The following is a 24,241-nucleotide window of genomic DNA, read 5'->3' as shown; positions in this document are numbered from 1 at the left end:
ATTCCATGACCACCGCCCGGGCCTTCGTCACCGCCGCCGTCTTCCTCTGGCTGGGTATGGTGCTGGCCATCTCGTTCATCGAGGTGCCCCTGAAGTTCCGCGCCCCCAATGTCACCCTCGCCATCGGGCTCGGCATCGGCCGCCTGGTCTTCCGCGCCCTCAACGGTGTCGAATCCCTGCTCGCCGTGCTCGTTCTTGCTGCGTTGTGGGCCGATCCGCCGGGAACCGCGGCAACCATCGCTGTCGCCGTCGCTGTCGGCTCGCTGGTCGTGCAGCTGGTCTTCGTGCGTCCCCGGCTGACCCGGCGCAGTGACGCGGTGCTGTCGGGTCAGGAGGGGCCGCGTTCGCGTAGCCACTACGCCTACGTCGGCCTCGAGGCACTGAAGGTCATCGCCCTCCTCGCCGGGGGCGTGCTCGTCCTGGACAGCGTGATGCGGTGACCTCGCGCGCTACGGTGCACTGATGGGTGACGCCAGAGGACGGTGGCTACCCGGGACTCGGCAGTTCCGTGGTTACCGGCGCGATTGGCTGCGGTCGGACGCCGTGGCCGGAGTCACCGTGGCGGCCTACCTGATTCCGCAGGTGATGGCGTATGCGACCGTGGCCGGTCTGACGCCGATCGCGGGCCTGTGGGCGACGCTCGGCCCGCTGGCCGTCTATGTGGCGCTGGGGACCTCACGGGTGCTGGCGGTGGGGCCGGAATCGACGACCGCGCTCATGACGGCGGTGGCGCTGGCGCCGCTGGCCGCCGGCGATTCCGGCCGGTACGCGGCGCTGGCCGCCGCGCTGGCGCTGCTGGTCGGCGCCTCCTGTGCGGTGGGCGCGGTGGCCCGGCTCGGGGTCCTGGCCGACCTGTTGTCGAAGCCGGTGCTGGTCGGCTACCTGGCCGGGACCGCGGGGATCATGATCGTGGGTCAGCTCGGCCGGGTCAGCCGGGTGACCGTGACCGGGGAGTCCATCCCCGATCAGCTGCGGTCCTTCGCCGCGCACGTCGATGAATTGCATTGGCCCACTGTGTGTCTGGCGGGCGGCACCCTGGCCGTGCTGCTGGCGGCGGCATGGCGGACGCCGCGGATCCCGGGGCCGCTGGTCGCGGTGCTGGGCGCGACAGCGGTGGTGGCGCTGTTCTCGCTGCGGGAACACGGGATTCGCGTCGTGGGTGCGATCCCATCCGGGCTGCCGGTTCCGGGCATACCGCACGTCGCCGCGGCGGACCTGACGACACTGCTGCTGCCCGCGCTCGGCATCGCCCTGGTCGGATTCTCCGACACGGTCCTGGTCGCGCGGGCGTTCGCGGCCCGGCAGGGCACGACCGTGGACGCGAACCGGGAACTGCTCGCCATGGGCGCGACCAATCTGACCGCCGGTGTCGCGCAGGGATTTCCGGTCAGCTGCAGCGGCAGCCGCACGACCATCGCCGACGCCGCGGGCGCGCGCACCCAGCTGTATGCGGTGGCGGCGCTGCTGACGGTACTGGCCGTATTGTTCTGGGGGCGAACCGTACTCGCCGCGTTCCCGGCCGCCGCGCTGGGAGCGTTGGTGGTCTACGCCGCGCTACGTCTCATCGACCTGCCGGAGTTCCGCCGGCTGGCCGGGTTCCGTCGCAGCGAACTCGTGCTCGCCCTGAGCACGGCCATCGCGGTGCTGGCGGTCGGTGTGCTCTACGGCATTCTCATCGCCATCGGCCTGTCGATCCTGGACCTGCTGCGCCGAGTGGCCCGCGCCCACGACGCGATCCAGGGTTTCGTCCCCGGTCTGGCCGGCATGCACGACGTCGACGACTATCCGGACGCGACAACAGTGCCCGGCCTGGTGGTCTACCGCTACGACGCGCCCCTGTGCTTCGCCAATGCCGAGGACTTCCGCCGCCGCGCGCTGGCGGCCGTCGACACGGCCGCCACAACGGTCCCGGTCCGCTGGTTCGTCCTCAACGCCGAGGCCAATGTCGAGGTCGACCTGACCGCCCTCGACGCCGTCGACCAGCTCCGGGCCGAACTGGACTCCCGAGACGTGGTTTTCGCGATGGCCCGGGTCAAGAAGGATCTGCGGGCGGCCCTCGACGCGGCCGGGCTGACCGAGCGGATCGGCGCCGACCGGCTGTTTCCGACCCTGCCGACCGCGTTGGCGGCCTATCGGCGCCAGACCGGAGACCTCGGACCGGCGGATCGGTGACTTTCGGCCGTCACCGTGCGGCTCCGGATTCGAGATGCTGAACGGGCAGACGAGAACTCCAGGGACGAGGTGGAAGACCATGTCGCACAATTCCTCACTGCCGTGGCGGGTGTGGCGGTTGCGGCCGTGGAACACGAACCCCCTCATGCGGGCATCCGATCGCTGGGAATCGATGCTTCACCTGCTCGTGGTCGTCCTGCTGCTGCTGGCGATACCGGTGGCCGCCGCGGTCGGCACGGAGACCTACACCCGCAGCGCCGACCGGATCCGGGCCACGAACGCCTCGGAGATCGCCACCCAGGCGACGGTGCTGACCCCGCCGAAGGAGACTCGGCCGGCCGGTCCCACCCAGTCCGCGCTGTACGAATCGCAGATTCAATGGCAGCGCGACGGGAACCTCGTGAACGGAACGATCGAGGTTCCGCGCGACACGAAAGTCGGTGCCACCCTGTCACTGTGGCTCGGGTCCGATGGCCGGCCCGCCGACCCGCCGCGGCGCACCGAGACGGCCGTGTGGGACGGCGTCGGCACCGGCTTCGCGCTCCTGGTGGGCGCCGGATTCGGAGTCTTCGCGTTGCTCTGGTGCTGCTCGCAGCTGCTGGCCCGGCTGCACGCCGCGCGCTGGGAGGCGGAGCTGCGCGGGCTCGGCCGGCCCATCGGCAGATAGCCGCCACACGGACTCGGCAGATAGCCGCCACATGGACTCTCGAGAGGGATACCGATCATGAGCACAGACACCAGCTCTCTTGCCGGGCAGAGGCATTCACGTATCGTCGCCGCCGTCGACGGCTCGGCGAGCTCGTACCAGGCGGCGGCATGGGCCGCGGTGGCCGCGGATCTGCACGGCTGCCAACTGCACCTCGTCACGTCCACCGCGCCGTCCGCCGGCGAACTTCCCCGCGAGGTGCTCAGGGACGCCGATCTGGCGCTGCTGGACCGCGAGGGGCAGCGCATCGTCGACGAAGCCGGTCGGGTGGCGCGCGCCGGAGCGGCGGGCGCGGTGGTTCCCATCACCTCGGAGGTGATCGGCGAACCGATCATCGACTACCTGCTCGAACAGTCCCGGCGGGTACGCGCCGTCGCCGTCGGGAGCCGCGGACTGGGCGCGATCCGGAGCCGGGTGCTCGGTTCGGTGGCCGACGCGGTCGTCCGGCACGCCCACTGCCCGGTGGCGGTGATCCACGGGACCGAGGCGCCCGATCCGGTGTGCGCGGACAAGCCGGTGCTCGTCGGCGTCGACGGCACGCCGAACAGCGTGCCCGCACTGGAATTCGCGTTCGAGGAGGCTTCGGCGCGCAAGGTCGGGGTGACCGCGCTGTACGCCTGGACGGACATCCTCGGCTCGTACGTGCCGCTGATCGGCTGGGAGCCGCTGCGCGCGCAGGCGAACGAAGTGCTCTCCGAACGGCTCGCCGGGTTCGGCGAGCGCTACCCCGAGGTGACGGTTCGCCGCCTGCTGGTGATGGAACGCCCCGGCCAGGCTCTGCTCGCGGAATCCGAGCACGCGCAACTGGTCGTGGTCGGCAGTCACGGGCGCGGCGGCTTCACCGGCATGCTGCTCGGTTCCACCAGTTCCACCGTGCTGCACCACGTCCAAATCCCAACGGTCGTCGTGCGCGCCTAATCGAAGATCAGGTATCGGTCATGACCGAATTACAGCCACTGGACGCGGGGTTCATCGAACTCGAGGACTCCGACCGGCGCATAAGTCTGGGTATCGCGGCGGTGGCGATCCTGTCCGGGGAAACGCCGAGCCGTGCGGAGTTCACCGCGGCGATGGCGCAGCGGGTATCGGCGAACGAACGCCTGCGACAGCGCATCCGGCGCGCACCGCTGGACCTGGCGGTGCCGGTGTGGGAGTCCGATCCCAATTTCGATCTGGCCCACCATATTCGGTGGAGCGCGCTGCCCGAGCCGGCTGACGAACCGGCGCTGCGCGAGTTCGTGGCAGCCGAGTTGGCGGAGCGCCTGGACCGAGACCATCCGATGTGGGAGTGCGTCGTCATCGAGCATCTCGCCGGCGGGCGCTGGGTAGTGATCGTGAAGGCGCACCACAGTCTCGTCGACGGCGTCTCCGGCGTCGCGTTGCTCGAAAGCCTTTGCGACCCGTGCGAAGCGGCCGGCCCGACGAGTACGTCGCTGGAGGGCGCCGCCGCGCAACCGAAGGACGAGGGCAGTGCTGCCACCGGACCGAAGGATCGGTTCGGGTGGCTCGTCAGCGGGCTTCGGCTGCCCGTCGAGGTGCCGCGCTACGCGGTGGGCATGATGCGCAGCCTGGTGCCCGTGGTGGCCGGGGTGATTTCGGCGCCCGAGTCCTCGTCGCTCAACGGCCCGATCGGCAGGCAACGACGCTATGCGATCGCCCGTGCCTCGCTCCCGGAGATCCGCGAAATCGGTCGCGGGTTGGACGCGACGGTCAATGACGTGGTGCTGGCAGCCCTGACCTCGGCGTACCGAGCGGTCCTCATCGCGCGCGGGGAGCAGCCGACCGGCAACACCATGCGCATACTGGTGCCGGTGTCGATGCGCGCCGCCGACGCGAAATCGGTTTTCGACAACCGTGTTTCGGCGGTGCTGTCGCTGCTGCCATTGCATCTGGACGACCCGGTCGAACGTCTCGCCACCATCCACCGCCGGATGGCACGGCACAAGTCCGGCGGCGCCGCGCAAGCCGAGAAGTCACTGCTCACCGTGGCCGGGTGGCTGCCGTTCGCTCCGGTTGCCTGGGGCATGCGCCTGTTCTCGCGTCTGCCGCAGCGCGGTGTCACGGCCGTGGCGACCAACATTCCGGGCCCGCGCCGCACCCTCACCATGGTGGGCCGCGAGGTCTTGGAGCTGATCCCGGCCGTCCCCATCGCGATGCGCCTGCGCACCGGCATCGCGATCCTGAGTTACGGCGATCAACTCACCTTCGGCATCACCGGCGACTATGACTCGACCCCCGACCTCGAGGCGATCGCCGACGGAATCCACAGCGCCGTCGCCGAACTGCTCACCGCTGCCCGAGCACGGTCGCAGCATCGGGCCGGGTAACCGGCAGGGGGCGCACCGATGCCCGCCGAGGGCCGTCGCCCATCGCCGGCGGGACCAATGTCCCTCCGAAGGCGCCCACGCGCCGGGTTGAGAGCGTCGAAAGGCCGCCGGGAGTGGGACTTTGGCTTCTGTCATCGGCCGCCCGGCACGGCGCACGATCAAGGTGACGGGCTGAATGACGCGCTCGCGGAGGAGGACACGGTGCCCACGAAATACGAGACACCCGGAATCACGGCGGCGGCGATGTTGCTCGCCCTGCGGCTGCCCACCGGGCTGCGGCATTCGGTAGGGGAATTGCGTTACGAGACAAGACTTTCCGGTCGGCACATCGCGTTGCCGGTGGGCTACGTGCGCGACGGCGACAGCGTGGCGATCCGGGTCGGTCACTCCGGCACGAAGACCTGGTGGCGCAATTTCCGGGCGCCGCACGCGGTGTCGATCTGCCTCGACGGCGAATGGCGGACCGGCGTCGGGCACGTCGTCACTCCGGACACGCTCGCGTACGAGGAGGTCGACATGGTCTACCGCGCAGCGCATCCGCGGACGACGACGTCGGCGCGGGATCCGTATGTGGTGATCGATCTTTCGACTGCGCCGCCGGATTCCGCGGAGCGCGCGCTGCGCCGGCGCTGGTTCACCAGGGTGACGACCGGGGAGTTTCTCGGATTCCTCGCCCCGGCGATCGGCGGCGCGCTCACCGCCCACGCGAGTGCGGCCGTGCTCGTGACGGTGATGCTGGCGGCCGGAGCCGTCGAAGGCATGGCGCTCGGCTATTTCCAGGCCGGTGTGCTGCGAACGGTACTGTCCCGGTTGCGGATACGTGACTGGATGACGGTGACCGCGGCCGGGGCGGTGGTGGCCTGGTCGGTGGGTGTGCTGCCCATGATCGCCGGCGAACGGTTCGGCGGCTGGCCCGCCTGGGCCCAGATTCCGGTAGCCGTGGCGGGCGCGCTGATCGTGGTGTTCTCCCTCGGCGTCGCGCAGTGGACCGTCCTGCGTCGCTTCACCGATCGGGCGGCACTGTGGATCCTCGCGAACGCGGTGGCCTGGATCGGCGGTCTCATCGCCTTCATGCTGGTCGCGCCGCCGCTGTGGCAGCCCGGCCAGCCTCCGATTCTGGTCGCCGCCATCGGCGTGCTGGCGGGTGCGGTCATGGCGGCGGTGATGGCCTGGGTGACGGGCGCCTTCCTGCCTCGGGTCCTGGCCGCCGGACACCTGCTCCCGCCGCCCGACGAAGGCCGATCCTGACCCGCCGATGCGGACCCGACCAACCCCCGAGATCCCGACAAGGAGTCCGATATGAATCCCGAACCCATCGCGATCCGGTCCGTCCGCTTGCGTGGCGACCTGGACGAATCCCTGTCTCGCTGGCTGTGGCTGGTGAAATGGCTGCTGGCGATACCGCACTACATCGTGTTGTTCTTCCTGTGGATCGCCTTCTGGGTGGTGACGGTGGTGGCGTGGTTCGCGATCCTGTTCACCGGGCGCTATCCGCGCCCCCTGTTCGACTTCACCGTAGGTGTCATGCGCTGGTCGTGGCGGGTGCAGTTCTACACCTACGCCGCACTGGGGACGGATAGGTATCCGCCGTTCACACTGCGGCAGACCGACTATCCGGCCGATCTGGAGATCGACTATCCCGAACAACTTTCGCGCGGACTGGCTCTCGTGAAGTGGTGGCTGCTCGCCATCCCGCACTATCTGATCCTGGCCGCCCTGTTCAGCGGCGGCGTGGCACTCGGCGCCGACACCGATAACGGCAACGGCAACACCACGATTCCGCTGATCGGCGTGCTGGTCCTGATCGCTGCGGTCGCCCTGCTCTTCACCGGCCGCTATCCGCGTGGGCTGTTCGGTTTCGTCCTCGGCATCAACCGCTGGTTCTACCGTGTCCTGGCCTACGCGGCACTGCTGACCGACGACTATCCGCCCTTCCGCCTCGACCAGGGCCCGCGGGAGCCGGCCGAGGATGTCGTGTCGTGACAACGAAATTCCCGCGGGAGCGCTGGGTTCTGATCGCCGTGCTGCTGGCCGTCGTGGTGGTGCTCGCGGCGGCCGTGCTGGTGGCGATATTCGCCGACCGGAGTGAGCAGTCCGCACCCGCGCCGCCGGCCGCCGACGGCTCGTCGAGTCCGGCCGGGCCGGGCGCGCCCACGGGGACGGCGTCCCCCTCGGCCGCACCGGCCGGCGCCGAGTTTCGCTACGAGCCGCTGTGGCCTTTCCACAGCCTCGCCGAGGCCGCGTCCTGGCAGCAGGAGGCCGGCCCCAGCGGCCACCAGCCGTGGCACCTGGACATCGGCGCGACGGCGCAGTCGTTCACGCAGTCCTACCTGGGCTTCAGCGGCGTGGACAAGGTAGTGAAGGTGTCGCAGCAGGGCGAACAGGCTTGGGCCAGTGTGGGATTCAGCAATCCGAACGGTGTGGCCGCCGTGGCGGCGGTGTTGCATCTGGTCCGCATGGGCCACGGCGACACCGCCCCCTGGGAGGTCGTCGGAAGCGAGGACACGACCTTGACTCTGACCGCCCCGGCCTACGCCACGGCCGTCCATCCGCCGGTCACCGTCGGTGGCGTCCTCACCGGCGTCGACGAGAGCCTGCGTATCCGGATCCTCCGCGCCGATCGCGAGCGGCCGGTCGGTGAGGCGGGCCCCATCGCGGCCGGCGGCACCGGATCGCCGTGGTCGGCCACGGTGCCCCTCACCGACGCGTGCCCCGGCACGCTGACCATCGTGGTCGCCACCGGCGGACACGTCGCCGATATCGAGCGCTTCGCCGTTACCGGCGTGCACTGCTGAGCCCGGCGATCATCGATCATCGGCTGCGTGGAGCGCGGTGTCAGAGCCCGGTCGGATAGGTCTCCGGGGTCGTGCCCGCGCTCCACGTGCTGTCCGGCACCAGCGGTTCGAGGGCCGTGGTGCGGTCGATGTGGATGATCGCGTCATAGCGTTCGCCGGCCCGGGTGTGGAAATAGTGGCTCTGACGTTCGGTGCCGGGCTGGTAGATGACGCCGATGGCGCGTTCCAGCCGCGGCATGTTCAGGATCTGGGCCACATCGTCGGGCTGGTCCGTGCGCAGGTACAGCGCGGGCATCCCGGTGTCGTGCAGCAGTTCCTCGATGCTGCTGGGCAGCGGTTCGCGAACCGACTTGCGTTCGGCCGTGCCGTCCCAGCGGTCGGCCGCCGTGACCGTGCCCGTCGCGGTGGTGAATCCGATGGTCCGGCAGTGCTCTCCGTGTCGTTCCCGGACCAACTGGCCGAGCGAGAGCTGACCCTCCGCCGCCATTTCCGTAGCGCGGGCGTCGCCGACATGGGAGTTGTGCGCCCACACCACGATTCGCGCCGGCCGCCCGGGGCGTGACAGATGCTCGGCCAGGGTGTCCAGGGTGTCCGCCATGTGCTGGTCACGCAGGTTCCACGAATCCACCCGGGAGCCGAACATGGCCCGGTAGTACGCCTCGGCGTCGCGGACGCTCCAGGCATTGCGCAGCGCGTCGAAATGCGCCTCGCCATCTCCGGTTTCGATGAGGTCGGTGGCACCGCGCTGCAGCTCCACCAGCTGCCGGACCACCTCGGCCTGGCACGATTCCCCGGCGCCGAAGGCCGCCGCGAACCCATAGGCCTGCCCGTCCTCCTCGGAGACCCGATCGAAACAGGCGTAGCGGCGTGCGGCGCGTCGCGCTGCCGCGGGATCCACGCGCTCCAGGTACTCGATCACCCGCCGCATCGAACGGTGCATGGAATACAGGTCGAGGCCGTAGAACCCGGCGCACTCCTGTCCGGTGCGGCGGCGTTGGTCATTGTGCAGCCGCAGCCACTCGACGAACTCGCGGACCTGCGTATTTCGCCACATCCAGCCGGGGAACCGCTCGAATCCGCTGAGTGCGTGGGTGGGCGAATTATCGGTGCCGAGACCGCGGACATAGCGGTCCACACGATAGGCGTCGGGCCAGTCGGCCTCGCACGCTACGCCGTTGAAGCCGTGCTCGCTGATGAGCCAGCCGGTAATGGCGGCACGGGCGGCGTAGAACTCCGCCGTGCCATGTGAACTCTCACCGATGAGCACGAATCGCGCGTCTCCGATGAGATCGGTCAGTGCGTGCTCGGGCGGGACACCGGACGGCGCTTCGAGCGCGGCGGCGCGCAGCACGGCGACCGGATCGGCGGCGGGTGTAGTGCCGGCTCGTGTCGGCGTCGCGAGCAGTGTGCGGACCTCCTCGTCGGTGACCTGGCTGAAGTTCCAGAACGAATCGCCGACCGCCCGGAACGGCGAAGGCATGGTGGCGCAGACCATTTCATCGACGAGCCCGCCGAATTCGCGGCAGGTGGACTCCGGCGCGGCCGGAACCGCGACGACGATGCGCTTGGGTTCCTCCGCACGCAGAGCCTCGACGGCGGCGAACATGCTCGCACCGGTCGCCAACCCGTCGTCGACCAGAATCACGGTCCGCCCGGACACGTCCACCGGCGCCCGGCCGTCGCGGTAGGCGGCCTCGCGGCGAGTCAGCTCGCGCGCCTCGGCCCGCGCGATCGAACGCAGCTGCTCGGCGGTCAGGTGCAGGGCCCGGACCATGTCGTCGTTCACCACGACCCGCCCGTCCGAGGCCAAGGCGCCGATGGCGTACTCCGGATTGCCGGGTGCGCCCAGCTTCCGCACGATGAGCGTGTCCAACGGCGCACGCAGGGCCGCGGCCACCTCCCAGGCGACGGGGACGCCGCCGCGCGCCAGGCCGAGCACGATCACATCGGGATCGGTGCGATAGTGCTCGAGCAGCCGGGCCAGCACCCGGCCGGCCTCGCGTCGGTCACGGAAGATCTGCTGCCGTTCGTCGCGCACGATCGGCGTCTCGGAAGTCATGGCATGCTCCTGGGGGAGAGGCGAATCGATCGATCGATGACCCGGTGCGGGAGCCGGTCGAGGGAAGGCAGATCCAGCCTGCCGCGGTGGACCCTCGCCCGACAGGGGAGTGCGGCCCGTCGAGAGAGGACGAATGTCCTCATCGGATGCGGCCGGCCGCGTCGGCATCGGATCAGCGGGGCGTCAGGCCGATCACTTGCCACCATGGTCCCGGATCGTCACCGAGATTCGGAGCGGGGACAGGATTCGCGGCGGGGAGCGCGGCGAACAGTTCGGTCCGGCGCCGGCCGGTGATGATGTGGAAGTGGATGGAGCCGGGGATGCTGACCAGTGCCAGGATTCGCCACAGGGCGCGAGCGTAGGACTCGGCGCGGGCGGGGGTGTCCCATTCGTAGAGACCTCGGTAGGTCCCGTGCTGGTCGTGGGCCAGCCAGAGTTTGGTGATGAGGCCGGGGAATCCAGCGAAAAGAACGGTGTTGAGCAGGCTCTCGCGCCGGAAGACGGCGTGACCGCGGCCGTGGACTCCGCGGAGCGCGAATTCGACGATCAGGATGCACGGGTCGGCTGCGCCGGCGGCTGTGATCGCTGTTTCACGGAATACCGATGCGCGGGACCCGTCCGCGAAAGCGATTCGCAGGCCGATGTTTTCACGTGGCAGACGGATCCTGCGGCGCAGCAGCAGGATCATGGTGGCCGCGATGCAGCGTGTGACAGCGAGCGCGGCCGGCCCGATCGGCGAAGGGCCTTCGATTTCGGAGTCACCCATGGTGTCGGATGTGGCTGCGCACGGGGGATTCCTCCTCTGAACGGTCACGTCGACGGTGCCGAGTCGCGCGACTTGCGGCCGTGGGTGTCGGTGGCCGCGTCGAGTGAGTCGGCGAAGACCCGGAGCTGCTGGACCTGATCGCCGTGCCGGCGCAGGAAGTCCTCGCGGGCGCGGCCGCGGCGGAAGGTGAGGAAGGAGCGGCCGGTTTCCAGTTGCCAGGTGTACCAGAACAGGTAGGGGATGGTGAGAACGAAATTGACTATGCCCCAGACGATCCAGACATCGTTGTTGAACCAGCCGTCCGACGGCATCACCTTCGGGAAGATGTTGTAGATCGCGATCACGAGCATGAGCACGGGCAGCGTGTAGATGCGGGCCATGATGTAGAGCTCGGGGCGGCGCTTGACCAGCGGATAGATCTCGGCGACCGCGAGAATGCAGATGCTGGCCGCGAAATGCTCTTCCTGCGGGGGATATCCGCCGAAGGTGAAGCAGAGGTTCCAGGTGGTGTAGAGGAAGTTCCACGCCATCGTCGTGTAGGCGACGAGTTCGGCATTGTGGCCGGGCAGGATCTCCCAGAAACGCGGGCAGTAGGGGATCGTCAGACACAGCCCGAGCCCGACGGCGGCATTCCAGTAGTTGCCGATCTGGGCGTCGCGCAGGGTGGCCTCGGCGATATTGAGGAACAGGATCGCGTACGGGAACCACAGGAATCGCGGATTGCGCAGGATCTCCCAGACCCGGCCGGGGCGTTGCTCGGCCACGGAGATCCGCATCGCGCCGACCAGCGTCAGCGGAATCAGCACCGACAGGATCTTCGCCCAGGAGAACCAGTTGATCAGCCCGATATCGCGACCCGGACCCCAGATCCAGAGCGGGAAGCTCAGCAGCGACAGTCCCCATACCCACATCGCCGGTCGTGGGTTCCTGCGCATGTAGTCGACGATGAGCCACAGGATGCCGCAGAACACCAGCATCGAGACCGCCGTCACCCAGGTGAAGGGGGCCGGATTCCCGGACACCGCCTGCGACGCCGCGCTGATCATGGTCGATACCGCCTTTCGCTGACTTCGGGGGAGAGCGATCGGGCAGCCGCCTGCTCCCGTCGCGTCAGTCCTCGATCGTGAAGATGTCGGCCAACGGGCGCCGAGGTGTCATCGGTGCGGGCGGCTCCCCGGCCGGTGCGGTGCCGATCCGCACGACGATCTGCGGTGTGCCGGGATGCCCCAGCAGATTGGTGAGAATGGTTCGGCCCGTGGGTAATTCGGTGATGTGGGTGAGCGCGCAGGTCGCCAGCCCGGCCACCGTGCACTCGAGCAGGACCGCCGACAGTGCCTCGCCGGTGGCCAGCCAGTCGGTCACCGAATCGGCTTCCGAGCTGAGCATCACCAGCCCGGCGTGGTCCTCGGTCTCCGCGCGCCGCATCGAGTGCGCGGAGGACGGGAAGACCCGGCCCACCCGGACCCGGGCGAATTCCGCGTCCGAAACCAGCGCCTCGGCCGGAACGCCCTCGGCATCCCCGGAATGTCCTGCCCACCAGCCGATCTCGGCCTGATACATCATGTCGTGCCGGCGCAGCGCCGCCGCCTGGTCCGACACCGCGGCGAGCCTGGCCTGCACCGCGTCGTCGAGCGTGTCCAGGTCGACGTAGTGCGGCGAGACCAGCATGCGCAGCCTGCGCTGCACGTCCTCCCAGTTCCCGGGCGCGTCCAGCGGCAGCCGGTCGGTGCGGCGCTGCTCGATCGCGCCCGCACGGGCCAACAGTCCGGCCGGTGGATCGGGCCAGGGCCGGAAGCTGATCTCGGCCAGCCGGCCGGGGTCGAGCGGGTCCGGGACCCGGGTCGTGTCGGTGTGCCAGCCCTGCGCGCCGAACGCGGTGCGGACATGGTGCAGCATGGCGCCACAGCTGATCACCTGCTGGCGGCCGTGCGGGTCCATGGCGGTGAGCAGGCGGTCGGTGTCGGTGTGCAGGTGCAGCCGCGCCCCGTCGAAGCGCCAATGCCAGGGTTGGGTGTTGTGCACGGAGGGCGCGCGCGAAGCCAGCTGCATCGCGGCCGTCAGGGTGCGTCGGTCGGGTACGGCGACCGGAGTGGCGTTCATTGCGGTCATACTCCGAGTGTTCGCGTCGGCCAGTTCGGAACATACGGGCTTTCCGCCTGGTGCCCAGGGACGTTGGTCACCTGGGTGGGCGTCGCCACCACGGTGCGTTCGGCGCGCTCCTTGATGCCGCGGAGCATCTTGGCCTCCATGATGAGGCTGCCGGGTTCCATGATCAGCATGTAGAACAGGCGTTGCAGCGGGCCGGCATCCGGGAGATCGATGCGGTTGCGGCTGACCAGCCGGGTGCCCTCCTGGGTCGGGTACAGCCCGAACGCCCACACCCAGTGGTGGTCGGCCGAGGCGAGGACGAGGGCGTGCGGCCGGTCCAGCACTGCCACCCGCATGGCCGGACCGGACTTGCCCATCGGCAGCACGTCATCCACCGCGAGCTGCTGATACTGCGGCAGGATCTCGTCGGCGCTGTGCATGTCCAGACCGAGGAGGTTCTCGACCCAGTCGTAGGTGTAGGCCCCGGCGCGTCCGGGGCCCATCTGAACCAGCCACGGCCAGATCTGCTCCGGAGTGGCGGCGACCGTGATCGCACGGGTCGTGACGGTGCCCGCCCCGGGCAGCAGGTCGTCCCCGGGCATCGCCCGCCCAACCTCGTCGGTGGTCGATCCCCAGGTCACGCACTTGGTGCGGGCGAAGAGCCGGTAGCCGGCCGCCAGGCCGGTGAGGGCAGAGGCCAGGCCGATCGCCGTCGCGGTCGATGTCTTCATGGGCGTTCCTCTCGGTGGAATGTCGACTTCGATCCTCGGCCGTGCGGCGGATTTCCCGCAGGGACCGATGGCCCGACATACGCCCTCGGAACCGGTGACTTTCGGCCGTCTCGCCGCATCTCACCCGCGCGGGATGCTGTGAAAGAACAGCGGATTCACGCGGATCGGAGGACAGCCATGACGGAGTTCGCGGACAGGAGTGCGATCGTCACCGGCGGTGCGCGAGGCATAGGCGCAGCGGTGGTCGCGGAACTGGTGAAGGCGGGCTTCGGTGTGGTGATCGCCGACCTGCTCACCGACGACGGGACGAAGCTCGCCGAAACCCATGCGCCGCAAGCCCGATTCCATCATCTCGACGTCACCGACGAAGACGAGTGGGAGCGGGTGCTGGAGGAGACCGAGCGAGAGTTCGGCCCGCTCGGCGCGCTCGTGAACAACGCCGGAATCCTCGACTACGGGACCGTGGAGTCCGAATCGCCCGCCCTGTTCCGGCACGTGCTGGACGTCAACCTCTACGGGTCCTGGCTCGGCATGCGGCTGGCCGCGCCTCGCCTGCGCGCCGCGGGCGGCGGCACGATCGTCAATATCTCCTCGACCGCCGGCCTGATGGGCTATGCGGGTATCAGCGGCTACGTCGCCAGCAAGTGGGGACTGCGCGGAGTGACCAAAGCCGCGGCGCTGGAACTGGGTTCGTCCGGCATTCGCGTGTGCTCGGTGCACCCCGGCCCGATCCATACGGCGATGACCATGGGCATGGACGAGTCGATCGCCGCCACACAGCCCCTGCCCCGATTCGGCGAGCCGGCGGAGGTCGCCGCCATGGTGCGGTTCCTCGTCACCGAGGCGACCTTCTCCACCGGTTCGGAATTCGTGGTGGACGGGGGCGCGACCACCGGTCGAGCCGACGTGCTCGAGGCGTCCGGCGCGGACCAGCGGTAACGGCGACACAACGGAACTGGAGGCATCGCCATGATGTATTGGTACGGCCACGATATGAGTGGCTGGGGCTACGCCTGGATGGGCGTGGGCATGTTGGTCTTCTGGGCCCTGCTCATCGTCGGGATCGCGCTCACGGTCCGGTTCGCGGTTTCCGGCCGGGACAGCTCCGGCCGCTACGAATCCCCGTCGCCGCAGGAACTCCTCGCGCAGCGCTTCGCGCGCGGCGAGATCGACGAGACCGAATACGCCAATCGCCTTGCCGCACTGCGGGCGGCGGGCGTGCGGTAGTGGACGACAGGAGCACGAAGATGTCGAAACCATCCGAAGCCAGTGGCACGCAACTGAATCCGCCGGTCGTCGTGGCCACTGACGGATCGGCCGTCTCGTACTTCGCGGTGGCGTGGGCGGCCGTGGACGCCGGATTGCACGGTTCGCCGCTGGAGATCGTCACGTCGATGGCGGTCCCCGGTGGATGGGGGCCCGGTGCGATGCTCACCGACACCGACACCGATTGGCTCCGTGTCGAGGGAGAGCGCGTGGTGACCGAAGCGACCCGCGTGGCGCGCACCGCCGCCGTCGGCGACGCCCTCACCATCGACTCGAATATCACCTTCGACACGGCGATTCCGTATCTGATCGAACGGTCGCGGCACGCCCGCCTGCTCGTGGTGGGCAGCCGCGGGCGCGGCGCGATCCGGCGCGGCCTGCTCGGATCGGTCAGTACCGCGGTGACCCGGCATGCCCACTGCCCCATCGCGGTCGTGCATTCGGCGTCGGCGATCGACCCGGTCTCCACGGAGAAGCCGGTGCTGGTCGGCATCGACGGCACCCCGAACAGCGTGCCCGCCCTGGAACTCGCCTTCGAGGAAGCGTCCCGGCGCAAGGTCGGCCTGGACGCGCTGCACGCCTGGAGCGACACCAATCGCGCCGGTCTGCCGCTGGCGGGATGGGACGCCGCGCGCGAACGCGAAACCGAGCTGCTCGCCGAGCGACTCGCCGGATTCGGGGAACGCTACCCGGATGTGCCGGTCCGCCAGATCCTGGTGCGTGACCGCCCGATCCAGTCCCTGCTGGATGCCGCCGAGAACGCCCAGCTGCTGGTGGTCGGCAGTCATGGCCGCGGTGGCTTCGCCGGCATGCTGCTCGGCTCGACCAGCAACGCGCTGCTGCACAGCGTGGAATGCCCGATGATCGTGGTCCCGACCCGCTGACCGGGACGAGAATGGAGGGGAGGTACGCCGGCCGGAGGTGAGGGCCATGGGTGTCATCGAGGCGCACGCGGTGAGCAAGCGCTACCGCGCCACGCTCGCGCTGGACCGGCTGGAGCTGGATATTCCGGCCGGTCAGATCTACGGGTTCCTGGGACCCAACGGCGCGGGGAAGACCACCACGATCCGGCTGCTGCTCGGCCTGCACCGGCCGAGCGCGGGCACGGTGCGCGTCGCGGGTCGCGACGCCTGGTCCGAACCTGTTGCCGCGCATCGTCATTGCGCGTACGTCGCCTCCGAGGCGATCCTGTGGCCCGCGCTGACCGGCGCGGAAACCTTCGAGTACCTGGAGAATCTGCGGGGCGGTTGCGATCGCGCCTACCGGGACCTGCTGATCGAGCGGTTCGACTTCGATCCGCACAAGAAGGTCCGCGCGCTGTCCAAGGGCAATCGTCAGAAGGTACAACTGATCGCCGCGTTCGCGACGCGGGCGGAGATCCTGATCCTCGATGAGCCCACCTCGGGGCTGGACCCGTTGATGGAGGCGGCTTTTCGCGACACGGTCGGTGAGGCCCGCGAGCGGGGGCAGACGGTCTTCCTGTCCTCACATGTGCTCAGTGAGGTCGAGGCGCTGTGCGACCGCATCGGCATCCTGCGGGCGGGCCGGCTCATCGACGAAGGGACCCTGGCCCAGCTGCGGCACCTGTCGGCGCGCACGGTCGAGGTGAACTTCGCCGAATCCGGCGTCGATATCGCAGCGCTGCGCGCCCTCGCGGGTGTCGAGGTCGCCGATCGTTCCGATCATCATGCGGTGCTTCAGGTTCGGGGCTCGATGGGGCCGCTGCTGTCGGCGCTCGCCCGGCTGCCGGTGACGACGATGGACAGCCGGGAACCCAGCCTGGAGGAGATCTTCCTGGTTCACTACCACGGCAGGGACGACCGAGGTGAACGAACCGGGGTCACGCCGCACGACTCGGTGCTGCCGGGAGCGTCGAGATGACGCGCGAAGCGTGGCACGGATATCTGGTGATGGTGCGGGCGAGGCTGCACACCAATCGCGTCTCGCTCGTGGTGATGACAGTGCTGATGGCCGTGTTCTGCACGGTGTCACTGCAAACCTACGTCGTGGCTTTCCCCGCGAAGGCGACCCGATCGGCGATGCTGGCTCCGCTGGTGAACAACGGTGCGTTGCGGGCGCTCTACGGCTATCCGTTCGATATCGGTGATCCGACCGGATGGGTGGCGTGGCGGACCATGACCAGCGTCGGAATCATCATGGCGGTGTGGGCCTCGGTGATCACCTCGGGTGCGCTCCGTGGCGAGGAAGACGCGTCCCGGGGCGATCTGGTGCTGTCCGGAGGGCAGTCGCGCCGACGGTGGTTCGCGGCCGCGGTAACGGCTACCGTGGTGCAGGCCTGCGTGATCGGCGGTGTGAGTGTGCTCGCGCTCGCGGCCGTCGGTGTGCCGCAGGACCTGCTCACGGTCGCGGAGTCGGGGGAGCTCGGACTCCAGCTCGTCACGCCGGCGCTGCTGTTCGCGGCGGTGGCCGCCTTGACCTCCCAGCTGACGGCGACCGTCCGTGGCGCGCGGCTGCTCGCGGCGGCGGTCGTGGTCATCGCGTTCGTGGTCCGTGCGCCCGCCGACATCGGCGACGGGATCCCCTGGCTGCGCTGGGTGACGCCGCTGGGCTGGTTCGAGGAATTGCGGCCTCCGGCCCCGCCGTCACCAGCCGCGCTCGCGGTGATCTTCTCGGGAACGGCTGTCCTGCTGGCGATCTCGGTCGTCCTGCTGCGCACTCGTGACATCGGACGCGGCCTGCTCGAGCTGCGCGACAGCCGCGCGCCGCGCCGGCTGCTGCTCGGTTCGTCCTGGCAGGCGGCGTTGCGGGACGAGGCGCCACAGTTGGGGTTCTGGTTCGCCGGAACGGCCCTCTACGCGCTGCTGATGGGCAGCCTGATCAAGACGATGCTCGATTTCATGCAGCGCACACCCATCTACACCCAGTTCTTCGGAAAGAAGCTGGCCGTCGACGGATTCGTGTCCGCGCTCTTCTCACTGATCCAGCTGCTGGCAGCGTTGCTGGCCGTCACCGTGATCGTGGCCGCGCGAGGCGAGGAGGCTACCGGCCGCCTGGAACTCGTGCTGGCCATGCCCCGCTCATGCGTCGGCTGGCTGTCCGGCCGCGCGCTGCTGGCCCTCGGGTCCGCCACCGCACTGGCCTTCCTTGCCGCCGTCGGTATCTGGGCCGGTGCCGCGCTGACCGGCCGCCCCGTCGCCCTCGGCTCCCTCACGGCGGCAGCGGCCAACAGCCTCCCGCTGATCGGTGTCACGATCGGTGCCGCCACCCTCGCCCTGGCGGTGGTCCCGCGTGCCGTCACCTTCGTCCACGCCCTCGTCGTGGCCGCCTACCTCTGGGACACTCTGGGCACCGCACTGAAGCTCCCCGAATGGTCCCTGCGCCTGTCCCCGTTCCACGCGCTGGCGCGCATCCCGATGCAGCCGTTCGCGCCGACCGCGGCTGTCGTGCTCACGCTGATCGGAGCGAGCCTGTTCGCGGTCGGGCTTGTCGTCTTCCGCCGTCGCGACCTCGTCTCGGCGTAGCGGCGCAGGCGCTTTTCAGCGGGTACTGTCCGACGGCGCGGCCGGGAGTCCCAGGGCGGAGCGATTGCAGGCCAAGGCGAGGTCTGTCGAGGTGACGAGGCCGGCGAGGCGGCCGGCAGGGTCGGTGACGGCGACCGCATCGAGGTTGGGACGCAGGACGATTCGGGCGATCACGTCGCCGAGCGGATCGTCGGCGCGGACGATGGCCGCCGGAGGGAGCGGGCGGGCCAGGTCGGCGACACGGAGGCCGGGGTGCAGCCGCGCGCGGGGACCCAGCAGGTCGGCCCAGGCGAGAACCGCGAACGGGTGGCCGTCGTGGTCGACGACCGGGAACACCCGGTGGCGGGAGTAGACGAGCTCGGATCGGAGGAGCTGGTCCAGGGTCCATGCGGCGTCGACCGCCTGCGGCGCGGGAGTCATGATGTCCCCGACGGTGGTGGCGCCCAGCTGATGTCGCAGGCCCGCCATGGTCAGCTCGCTGTTGGCGGCGCTGAAGAGGAACCAGCCGAGCAGGATCAGCCACAGGCCGCTGAAGTTGCCGAACGCGATGATCTCGGCGACGCCGATGCCACCCAGGGTCATGCCCAGGACCTGTCCGGAGCGGGCGGCCGCGGTCTCGGCACGCAACCGGTCGCCGCTGCGCCACCAGATCACCGCCCGCACCACCCGGCCGCCGTCGAGCGGCGCGCCCGGGAGCATATTGAACACGGCGAGCACCACATTCACGGTTGCGAGCCAGACCAGGGTCGCGGTGACCGCGCCGCCTGGGGAGAAGACCGACGACACCGCCGCCGCGCCGAAGCCCATGATGCCCAGCAACAGGCTGGTGCCGGGGCCGACCAGCGCGACCCGCAGGTCGGTCCGGGCGTCCTTCGGCTCGTCGGTCAGCTCGGAGGCCCCGCCGAGCAGCCACAGCACGATGCGTTCGACATGAATTCCGTTGCGGGTGGCCACGATCGAATGCGCGAGCTCGTGCGCGAGCAGACACGCGATCAGCGCGAGCGCACCGACCGTCGCGGCGGCCCAGACGATCCCGGTGCCGGCGGTGCCTTGGAGGTAGGTGGCGAGAATCCAGGTGAAAAGCCCCACGGTGACCGCGGCGGACCAGTGCACGGCGATGCGGATTCCGGCGATTCTTCCCAGCGGAACTGTGGATTGGAGCAGCATGGCTTCCTCGTTCGATGTGGTGCGGTGCGCGTGCCGCGGGGGCTGTCGACCCGTCCCGCGGCGCATTCGTGGTGGTGGGTCAGCGCCCGGATCCCGTCAGTCCCTCGGCGAGCAGGATCCGGTGAGCCCGCTGCGCGGCGGAGAAGGCGGCGTTCTCGTCGAGTTCGTTGTCCGCGGGGAACTCGAGGCCCCGGACGAGTGCGGCGACCGCCTCGGTCAGCGCGGTCAGCCGGCGGTCGAAATCCTCGGCCTGGGTCGCATCCGGCTGCGGGAAGACCGCAGCTCCCGCGTAGACCGACGCCAGGTCGGTGCCGAGCAGGAGGAAGCGCAGCCGCACCGGCAGCTGCGCGAGCACATGATCGAGCTGGCCGGGCGAGAAAAGGCCGGCGAGGGCATCGGTCACCGCACCCGCCAGCGGCACGGCCGCTTCCGGGGTGACACCCGCGGCATGGGCGAATTGGGTGAGGAATGACGGCGCATCGTGGGGGACCGGCACCTGTGCCGGCATCCATCCCTCGAAGAACACCCCACGCAGCAGTTCGGGCAACTGGGCGCTGAGATGCGCGGCCGCATTGACGCCCAGGCGGTCACGCACGGTGTGCAACCACGCGCGCAGGGCGCGGTGGGCGACGAAGCGGTCCTCGGTGTCGATGGCCTCGGCCACGGCCGCCAGCCATTCGTGGGCGGTGTGCAGGCTCGGTGCGTACGGATCGGTGTGATGGCTCATCGGACACTGCCTTTCGGGAGGTGGTCGAGCACTCGGTACGGCTCGAGCGTGCGCTCCCCGCGGTGGTCGACGGCAGAGGACTCGTGCCACGGCACGGACGACGGAGGTCACCGCCGCGATGGTCTTTGCGCCCTGCCCCGCATCAGGGTCGCGGTCGTTGACTGGATATGGGAGGTACCGATGAAGACCACGAACCGCCAACAGCCGTCGATGCCGACGCCGATGCGCTGGGCGCCGATCGACAAGACGCCGCGGGAGCGGGCCGAGGCCAATCTCGAGGCGTACGAGATGTCCTGCCGGGCATTCAGTTGGGACACCGCCCACGCCGCTCTCGATGGGCTGCCCGGCGGTGGTGTGAACATCGCTCACGAGGCCGTCGACAGGCATCTCGGAACACCCCTGGCGGATGCGCCGGCGCTGCGTTGCCTGGCCGCCGCGGGCGGCGTCACCACCTTGACGTACTCCGAACTGGCCACGCTCAGCAACAGATTCGCCCATGTGCTGCGTGACCTCGGTGTGCGGCGCGGCGATCGGGTGTGCCTGCTGCTCGGCCGCACGCCGGAGCTGTACATCGCCTGTCTCGGAGCGTGGAAGGCCGGATGTGTTGTGGTCCCGCTGTTCTCGGCCTTCGGCCCGGAACCGGTCCGGCAACGGCTCGAGATCTCGGGTGCGACCGCATTGATCACCACCGTCGGGCAGTACCGCGGCAAGATCGCGGCGAATCGGGCGGTTCTGCCCGCACTCCGGCATGTGCTGGTCACCGACGCGGACATCGACGATCCGCCGGTCGACGACACCGTCGGCCTGACACTGGCGATGGGTCTCGTCGAGGACGAATTCCCCATCGCGCCGACCGGACCCGAGGATCCGGCCCTGTTGCACTTCACCAGCGGCACCACCGGCACACCCAAGGGCGCCGTGCACGTGCACGGCGCCGTGCTGGCCCACCGGATCAGCGCCCACTACGCCCTCGATCTGCGGCCCGGTGACGTCTTCTGGTGCACGGCCGACCCCGGCTGGGTCACCGGCATGACATACGGTGTCATCGCACCCCTGGTGCTGGGGGTGACGCTGATCAGTGACGAGGCCGATTTCGATGCCCAGCGCTGGTATGAAGTCCTGACCGCGGAACGGGTTTCGGTGTGGTACACCGCGCCTACCGCGCTGCGGATGCTCATGCGGCGCGGCGACGAACTGCCGGCCGGTACCGATCTGTCGTGCCTGCGTTTCGTCGCGAGCGTCGGTGAGCCGCTGAACCCCGAGATCGTGGTGTGGGGCAAACAGGTGCTCGGTCATGCGGTGCACGACAATTGGTGGCAGACCGAGACCGGTGCCATCATGATCGCCAATTTCGCGGCCGAGCAGATCCGCCCCGGTTCGATGGGCCGTCCGCTCCCGGGTATCGAAGCGACCATCCTGCGCCGTGGCCGCGATGGGCGTGCCGCGGTGACCGACGACGGACGGGTCGAGCCCGCGCCACCCGGCGAGGTGGGGGAGCTGGCCCTGCGCACCGGGTGGCCGTCGATGTTCCGCGGCTACTGGAACGAACCGGAGAAGTACGCGCGAGCCTTCGCCGACGGGTGGTACCTGAGCGGGGACCTGGCGCGACGGGACGACGACGGCTACTACTGGTTCGTCGGCCGGGCCGACGACGTCATCAAGTCCGCCGGGCACCTGATCGGCCCGTTCGAGGTCGAGAGCGTGCTGATGGCGCATCCGGCAGTCGCCGAGGCCGGGGTCATCGGCACCCCGGATCCGATTGCGGGCGAGGTGGTCAAGGCGTTCGTGCAACTACGGCCGGGACGGGAACCGTCACAGGAGCTTCACGACGACATCGTCGCCTTCGGCAGAAGGCAAATGGGCGCGGTGGCCCCCAAGCAGGTCGTCTTCACCGACGCCCTGCCGCACACCCGCAGCGGAAAGGTGATGCGCCGCTTGCTGAAGGCTCGCGACCTCGGTCTTCCCGAAGGTGACATCTCGACGCTGGAGAGTGCCCGGTGACCGCCGCAGCGGGGGACGGGGCCGTGCCCGCCGTCGACGAGCGACTGTCGTTGCTGCGTCAGATGATTCGCATCCGCCGCTTCGAGGAGCGGTGCGTGCAGCTCTACAGCGCCGAGTCCATTCGTGGCTTCCTGCACCTGTCGATCGGGGAGGAGGCGATCGCTGCGGGGCTGCTGAGCGTGCTCGAACCCGGTGACGCCGTCGTCTCCACCTACCGTGAGCACGGGCACGCGCTGGCCCGGGGCATTCCGATGGACGCCGTGATGGCCGAGATGTACGGCCGCGCAACCGGATGCAGCCACGGCCGCGGCGGCTCCATGCATCTGTTCGACGGCCCACGCCGCTTCTACGGCGGCAATGCCATCGTCGGCGGCGGGCTGCCCCTGGCGGTCGGTCTGGCCCTCGCGGACTCGCTCCGCGGGCGCGATGCCGTGACCGTGTGCCTGTTCGGCGATGGCGCGGTCGCCGAGGGTGAGTTCCACGAGTGCCTCAACCTCGCGGCACTGTGGCGCCTGCCGGTGCTGTTCGCCTGCGAGAACAACCGATACGCCATGGGCACCGCGCTCCGGCGCGAGCACGCGGTGACCGATCTGTCCCTGCGGGCCGCGAGTTACGGACTCGCGTCCTGGCCGGTGGACGGCATGGACGCGGTCGCGGTCGCGGCCGCCACCCGGCGCGCGACCGAATCCATCCGCGGCGGGCGCGGACCGTGTTTTCTGGAATTGCGCACCTATCGGTTCCGTGCGCATTCGATGTACGACGCGGATCGGTACCGGGACAAGGCCGAGATCGAGCAATGGAAGTCCCGCGATCCCATCCCGAATCTGTTCGCGGCACTGCGCGCCGACGGCGCGTGCGGGCCCGACGATCGGGCCGTGCTGGAGAAGGAAGTCGACGCGGAGATCGACGCCGCGGTCGCGACCGCCGAAGCGGCGCCACTCGAACCTGTCGCCGACCTGACCCGCCACGTGTATGCGGAGACGAGATGACCACCTATCGGGACGCCGTCCGGGAAGCGTTGCGTGAAGCCCTGATTCGCGATGATCGGGTTTTCCTCATGGGCGAGGACGTGGGCGCCTACGGCGGCTGCTTCGGCGTGAGCAGGGGCCTGCTCGACGAATTCGGCCCGCAGCGCATTCGCGACACCCCCTTGAGCGAATCCGCCTTCGTGGGCGCGGGAATCGGTGCGGCACTGGGTGGGCTGCGTCCCATCGTCGAGATCATGACCGTCAACTTCAGCCTGCTCGCCCTGGACCAGATTCTCAACAATGCCGCGACCCTGCGGCACATGTCCGGCGGCCAGCTCGGCGTGCCGCTGGTCATCCGCATGGCCACGGGCGCGGGAAGGCAACTGGGGGCGCAGCATTCGCACAGCCTGGAGGCGTTCTACGCGCACATCCCCGGACTGCGCGTCCTCTCGCCGGCCACCGTCGCGGACGCTCGCGGCATGTTGTGGACGGCGCTGCAGGACCCGGACCCGGTACTGATCTTCGAGCCGATCGCGCTGTACAACAGCGAGGCCGAACTGCCCTCGGATGCTGGCGCCGTGGACATCGACTCGGCCGTCGTCCGGCGCGCCGGGTCCGATGTCACGCTGGTCTCCTATGGCGGCGCGCTCCGCGTCGCGGAGGCCGCGGCCGACGAGCTGGCCGTGGAGGGCATCGCGGCGGAGGTCATCGACCTGCGCACCTTGCGTCCGCTGGACGAGGCGACGGTCCTCGCGTCACTCGCGCGGACACACCGGTTGGTCATCGTCGATGAGGGGTGGCGCAGCGTCGGCATCGCCGCCGAAATCGCCGCGCGTGCCGCGGAGAACGGGTACTACCTCCTGGATGCTCCGATCGCGCGCGTCTGCAGCGCGGAGGTTCCGATTCCCTATGCCCGCCAGCTCGAGGAAGCCGCGCTACCCCAGCCCGCGGTCGTCGCCGAGGCCGTCCGCAAGGCGGTGAGTTGA

The 24,241-nt window shown here is 69.5% G+C and carries 22 protein-coding genes and 1 pseudogene; 16 read left to right on the top strand and 7 right to left on the bottom strand.

Annotation, left to right across the window (positions count from 1 at the left end):
- Positions 1 to 5 precede the first annotated feature (5 nt).
- The 8 genes and pseudogenes from ON33_RS25265 (at position 6) to ON33_RS25230 (ending at position 8,000) form a co-directional block, all read left to right on the top strand.
- Positions 6 to 440: a hypothetical protein gene (locus ON33_RS25265; protein ID WP_040861562.1), complete on the top strand. Its 435-nt coding sequence runs from the start codon at positions 6 to 8 to the stop codon at positions 438 to 440.
- Positions 441 to 462: 22 nt separating this feature from the next.
- A complete protein-coding gene (locus ON33_RS25260; protein ID WP_040861561.1) occupies positions 463 to 2,172 on the top strand; it encodes a SulP family inorganic anion transporter in 1,710 nt (569 codons plus the stop codon).
- A 79-nt stretch (positions 2,173 to 2,251) separates the two neighbouring features.
- Entirely contained in the window at positions 2,252 to 2,839 is a 588-nt protein-coding gene (locus ON33_RS38570) for an Rv1733c family protein (RefSeq protein ID WP_157184719.1), read from the top strand.
- A gap of 57 nt (positions 2,840 to 2,896) precedes the next feature.
- On the top strand, positions 2,897 to 3,796 hold the full coding sequence (locus tag ON33_RS25250) for a universal stress protein (protein WP_040861560.1): 900 nt from the start codon (positions 2,897 to 2,899) through the stop codon (positions 3,794 to 3,796).
- Positions 3,797 to 3,816: 20 nt separating this feature from the next.
- Complete coding sequence (locus ON33_RS25245) at positions 3,817 to 5,205, top strand: wax ester/triacylglycerol synthase family O-acyltransferase (RefSeq protein ID WP_040861559.1); 1,389 nt, start codon at positions 3,817 to 3,819, stop codon at positions 5,203 to 5,205.
- A gap of 201 nt (positions 5,206 to 5,406) precedes the next feature.
- Complete coding sequence (locus ON33_RS42550; protein WP_051152774.1) at positions 5,407 to 6,453, top strand: PNPOx family protein; 1,047 nt, start codon at positions 5,407 to 5,409, stop codon at positions 6,451 to 6,453.
- Positions 6,454 to 6,534: 81 nt separating this feature from the next.
- Positions 6,535 to 7,188 (top strand): annotated as a pseudogene (locus ON33_RS25235) (DUF4389 domain-containing protein); the annotation flags it as partial.
- The gene (locus ON33_RS25230) at positions 7,185 to 8,000 is read left to right on the top strand and encodes a Gmad2 immunoglobulin-like domain-containing protein (protein WP_245550704.1); all 816 of its coding nucleotides are present in this window, start codon (positions 7,185 to 7,187) and stop codon (positions 7,998 to 8,000) included. The pseudogene ON33_RS25235 and the gene ON33_RS25230, both read left to right, overlap by 4 nt.
- A 40-nt stretch (positions 8,001 to 8,040) precedes the next feature.
- On the opposite strand, the gene ON33_RS25225 is transcribed toward ON33_RS25230, so the two are convergent.
- From ON33_RS25225 to ON33_RS25205, 5 genes are all read right to left on the bottom strand, one after another.
- Positions 8,041 to 10,059, bottom strand: a complete 2,019-nt coding sequence (locus ON33_RS25225) for an erythromycin esterase family protein (RefSeq protein ID WP_085996842.1) — start codon at positions 10,057 to 10,059, stop codon at positions 8,041 to 8,043.
- Positions 10,060 to 10,231: 172 nt separating this feature from the next.
- Positions 10,232 to 10,825 carry a hypothetical protein gene (locus tag ON33_RS25220; protein WP_040861558.1) on the bottom strand — a complete coding sequence of 198 codons (594 nt, stop codon included), beginning with the start codon at positions 10,823 to 10,825 and terminating at the stop codon, positions 10,232 to 10,234.
- A gap of 44 nt (positions 10,826 to 10,869) precedes the next feature.
- A complete protein-coding gene (locus ON33_RS25215) occupies positions 10,870 to 11,871 on the bottom strand; it encodes a hypothetical protein (protein WP_063711071.1) in 1,002 nt (333 codons plus the stop codon).
- A gap of 64 nt (positions 11,872 to 11,935) precedes the next feature.
- Entirely contained in the window at positions 11,936 to 12,934 is a 999-nt protein-coding gene (locus ON33_RS25210) for an Acg family FMN-binding oxidoreductase (protein ID WP_040861556.1), read from the bottom strand.
- Positions 12,931 to 13,644, bottom strand: coding sequence for a hypothetical protein (locus tag ON33_RS25205; protein ID WP_063711070.1), 714 nt, complete (start codon positions 13,642 to 13,644; stop codon positions 12,931 to 12,933). Before ON33_RS25205 ends, ON33_RS25210 begins: the two co-directional genes overlap by 4 nt.
- A gap of 177 nt (positions 13,645 to 13,821) precedes the next feature.
- On the opposite strand from ON33_RS25205, the gene ON33_RS25200 reads away from it, so the two are divergent.
- From ON33_RS25200 to ON33_RS25180, 5 genes are read left to right on the top strand one after another with little or no spacing between them, the layout of a single operon-like run.
- Positions 13,822 to 14,583 (top strand): SDR family NAD(P)-dependent oxidoreductase, encoded by a 762-nt coding sequence (locus ON33_RS25200; RefSeq protein WP_040861555.1) that lies wholly within the window; start codon positions 13,822 to 13,824, stop codon positions 14,581 to 14,583.
- A 30-nt stretch (positions 14,584 to 14,613) separates the two neighbouring features.
- On the top strand, positions 14,614 to 14,871 hold the full coding sequence (locus tag ON33_RS25195; protein ID WP_040861554.1) for an SHOCT domain-containing protein: 258 nt from the start codon (positions 14,614 to 14,616) through the stop codon (positions 14,869 to 14,871).
- A 20-nt stretch (positions 14,872 to 14,891) separates the two neighbouring features.
- Positions 14,892 to 15,794 (top strand): universal stress protein, encoded by a 903-nt coding sequence (locus ON33_RS25190; RefSeq protein WP_040861637.1) that lies wholly within the window; start codon positions 14,892 to 14,894, stop codon positions 15,792 to 15,794.
- A 46-nt stretch (positions 15,795 to 15,840) separates the two neighbouring features.
- Positions 15,841 to 16,791 (top strand): ABC transporter ATP-binding protein, encoded by a 951-nt coding sequence (locus ON33_RS25185; RefSeq protein ID WP_051152772.1) that lies wholly within the window; start codon positions 15,841 to 15,843, stop codon positions 16,789 to 16,791.
- Entirely contained in the window at positions 16,788 to 18,392 is a 1,605-nt protein-coding gene (locus tag ON33_RS25180; protein WP_040861553.1) for an efflux permease Rv1217c-related protein, read from the top strand. The genes ON33_RS25185 and ON33_RS25180 overlap by 4 nt, the downstream gene beginning before the upstream one ends.
- Before the next feature lie 15 nt (positions 18,393 to 18,407).
- On the opposite strand, the gene ON33_RS25175 is transcribed toward ON33_RS25180, so the two are convergent.
- Positions 18,408 to 19,559, bottom strand: a complete 1,152-nt coding sequence (locus ON33_RS25175) for a site-2 protease family protein (RefSeq protein WP_245550703.1) — start codon at positions 19,557 to 19,559, stop codon at positions 18,408 to 18,410.
- Positions 19,560 to 19,638: 79 nt separating this feature from the next.
- Positions 19,639 to 20,286 (bottom strand): DUF2267 domain-containing protein, encoded by a 648-nt coding sequence (locus ON33_RS25170; RefSeq protein WP_040861552.1) that lies wholly within the window; start codon positions 20,284 to 20,286, stop codon positions 19,639 to 19,641.
- A gap of 180 nt (positions 20,287 to 20,466) precedes the next feature.
- On the opposite strand from ON33_RS25170, the gene acsA reads away from it, so the two are divergent.
- From acsA to ON33_RS25155, 3 genes are read left to right on the top strand one after another with little or no spacing between them, the layout of a single operon-like run.
- Positions 20,467 to 22,287: an acetate--CoA ligase gene (gene acsA / locus ON33_RS25165; RefSeq protein WP_245550702.1), complete on the top strand. Its 1,821-nt coding sequence runs from the start codon at positions 20,467 to 20,469 to the stop codon at positions 22,285 to 22,287.
- Positions 22,284 to 23,276 (top strand): pyruvate dehydrogenase (acetyl-transferring) E1 component subunit alpha, encoded by a 993-nt coding sequence (gene pdhA, locus ON33_RS25160; RefSeq protein ID WP_373281063.1) that lies wholly within the window; start codon positions 22,284 to 22,286, stop codon positions 23,274 to 23,276. The genes acsA and pdhA overlap by 4 nt, the downstream gene beginning before the upstream one ends.
- Complete coding sequence (locus tag ON33_RS25155) at positions 23,273 to 24,241, top strand: alpha-ketoacid dehydrogenase subunit beta (protein ID WP_040861551.1); 969 nt, start codon at positions 23,273 to 23,275, stop codon at positions 24,239 to 24,241. Before pdhA ends, ON33_RS25155 begins: the two co-directional genes overlap by 4 nt.

This window comes from Nocardia niigatensis NBRC 100131 (assembly GCF_000308655.1).
In the GTDB taxonomy this organism is placed as follows: domain Bacteria; phylum Actinomycetota; class Actinomycetes; order Mycobacteriales; family Mycobacteriaceae; genus Nocardia; species Nocardia niigatensis.
Note: the sequence above shows the minus strand (reverse complement) of the source record. Positions and strands in the feature narration are given on the sequence as shown.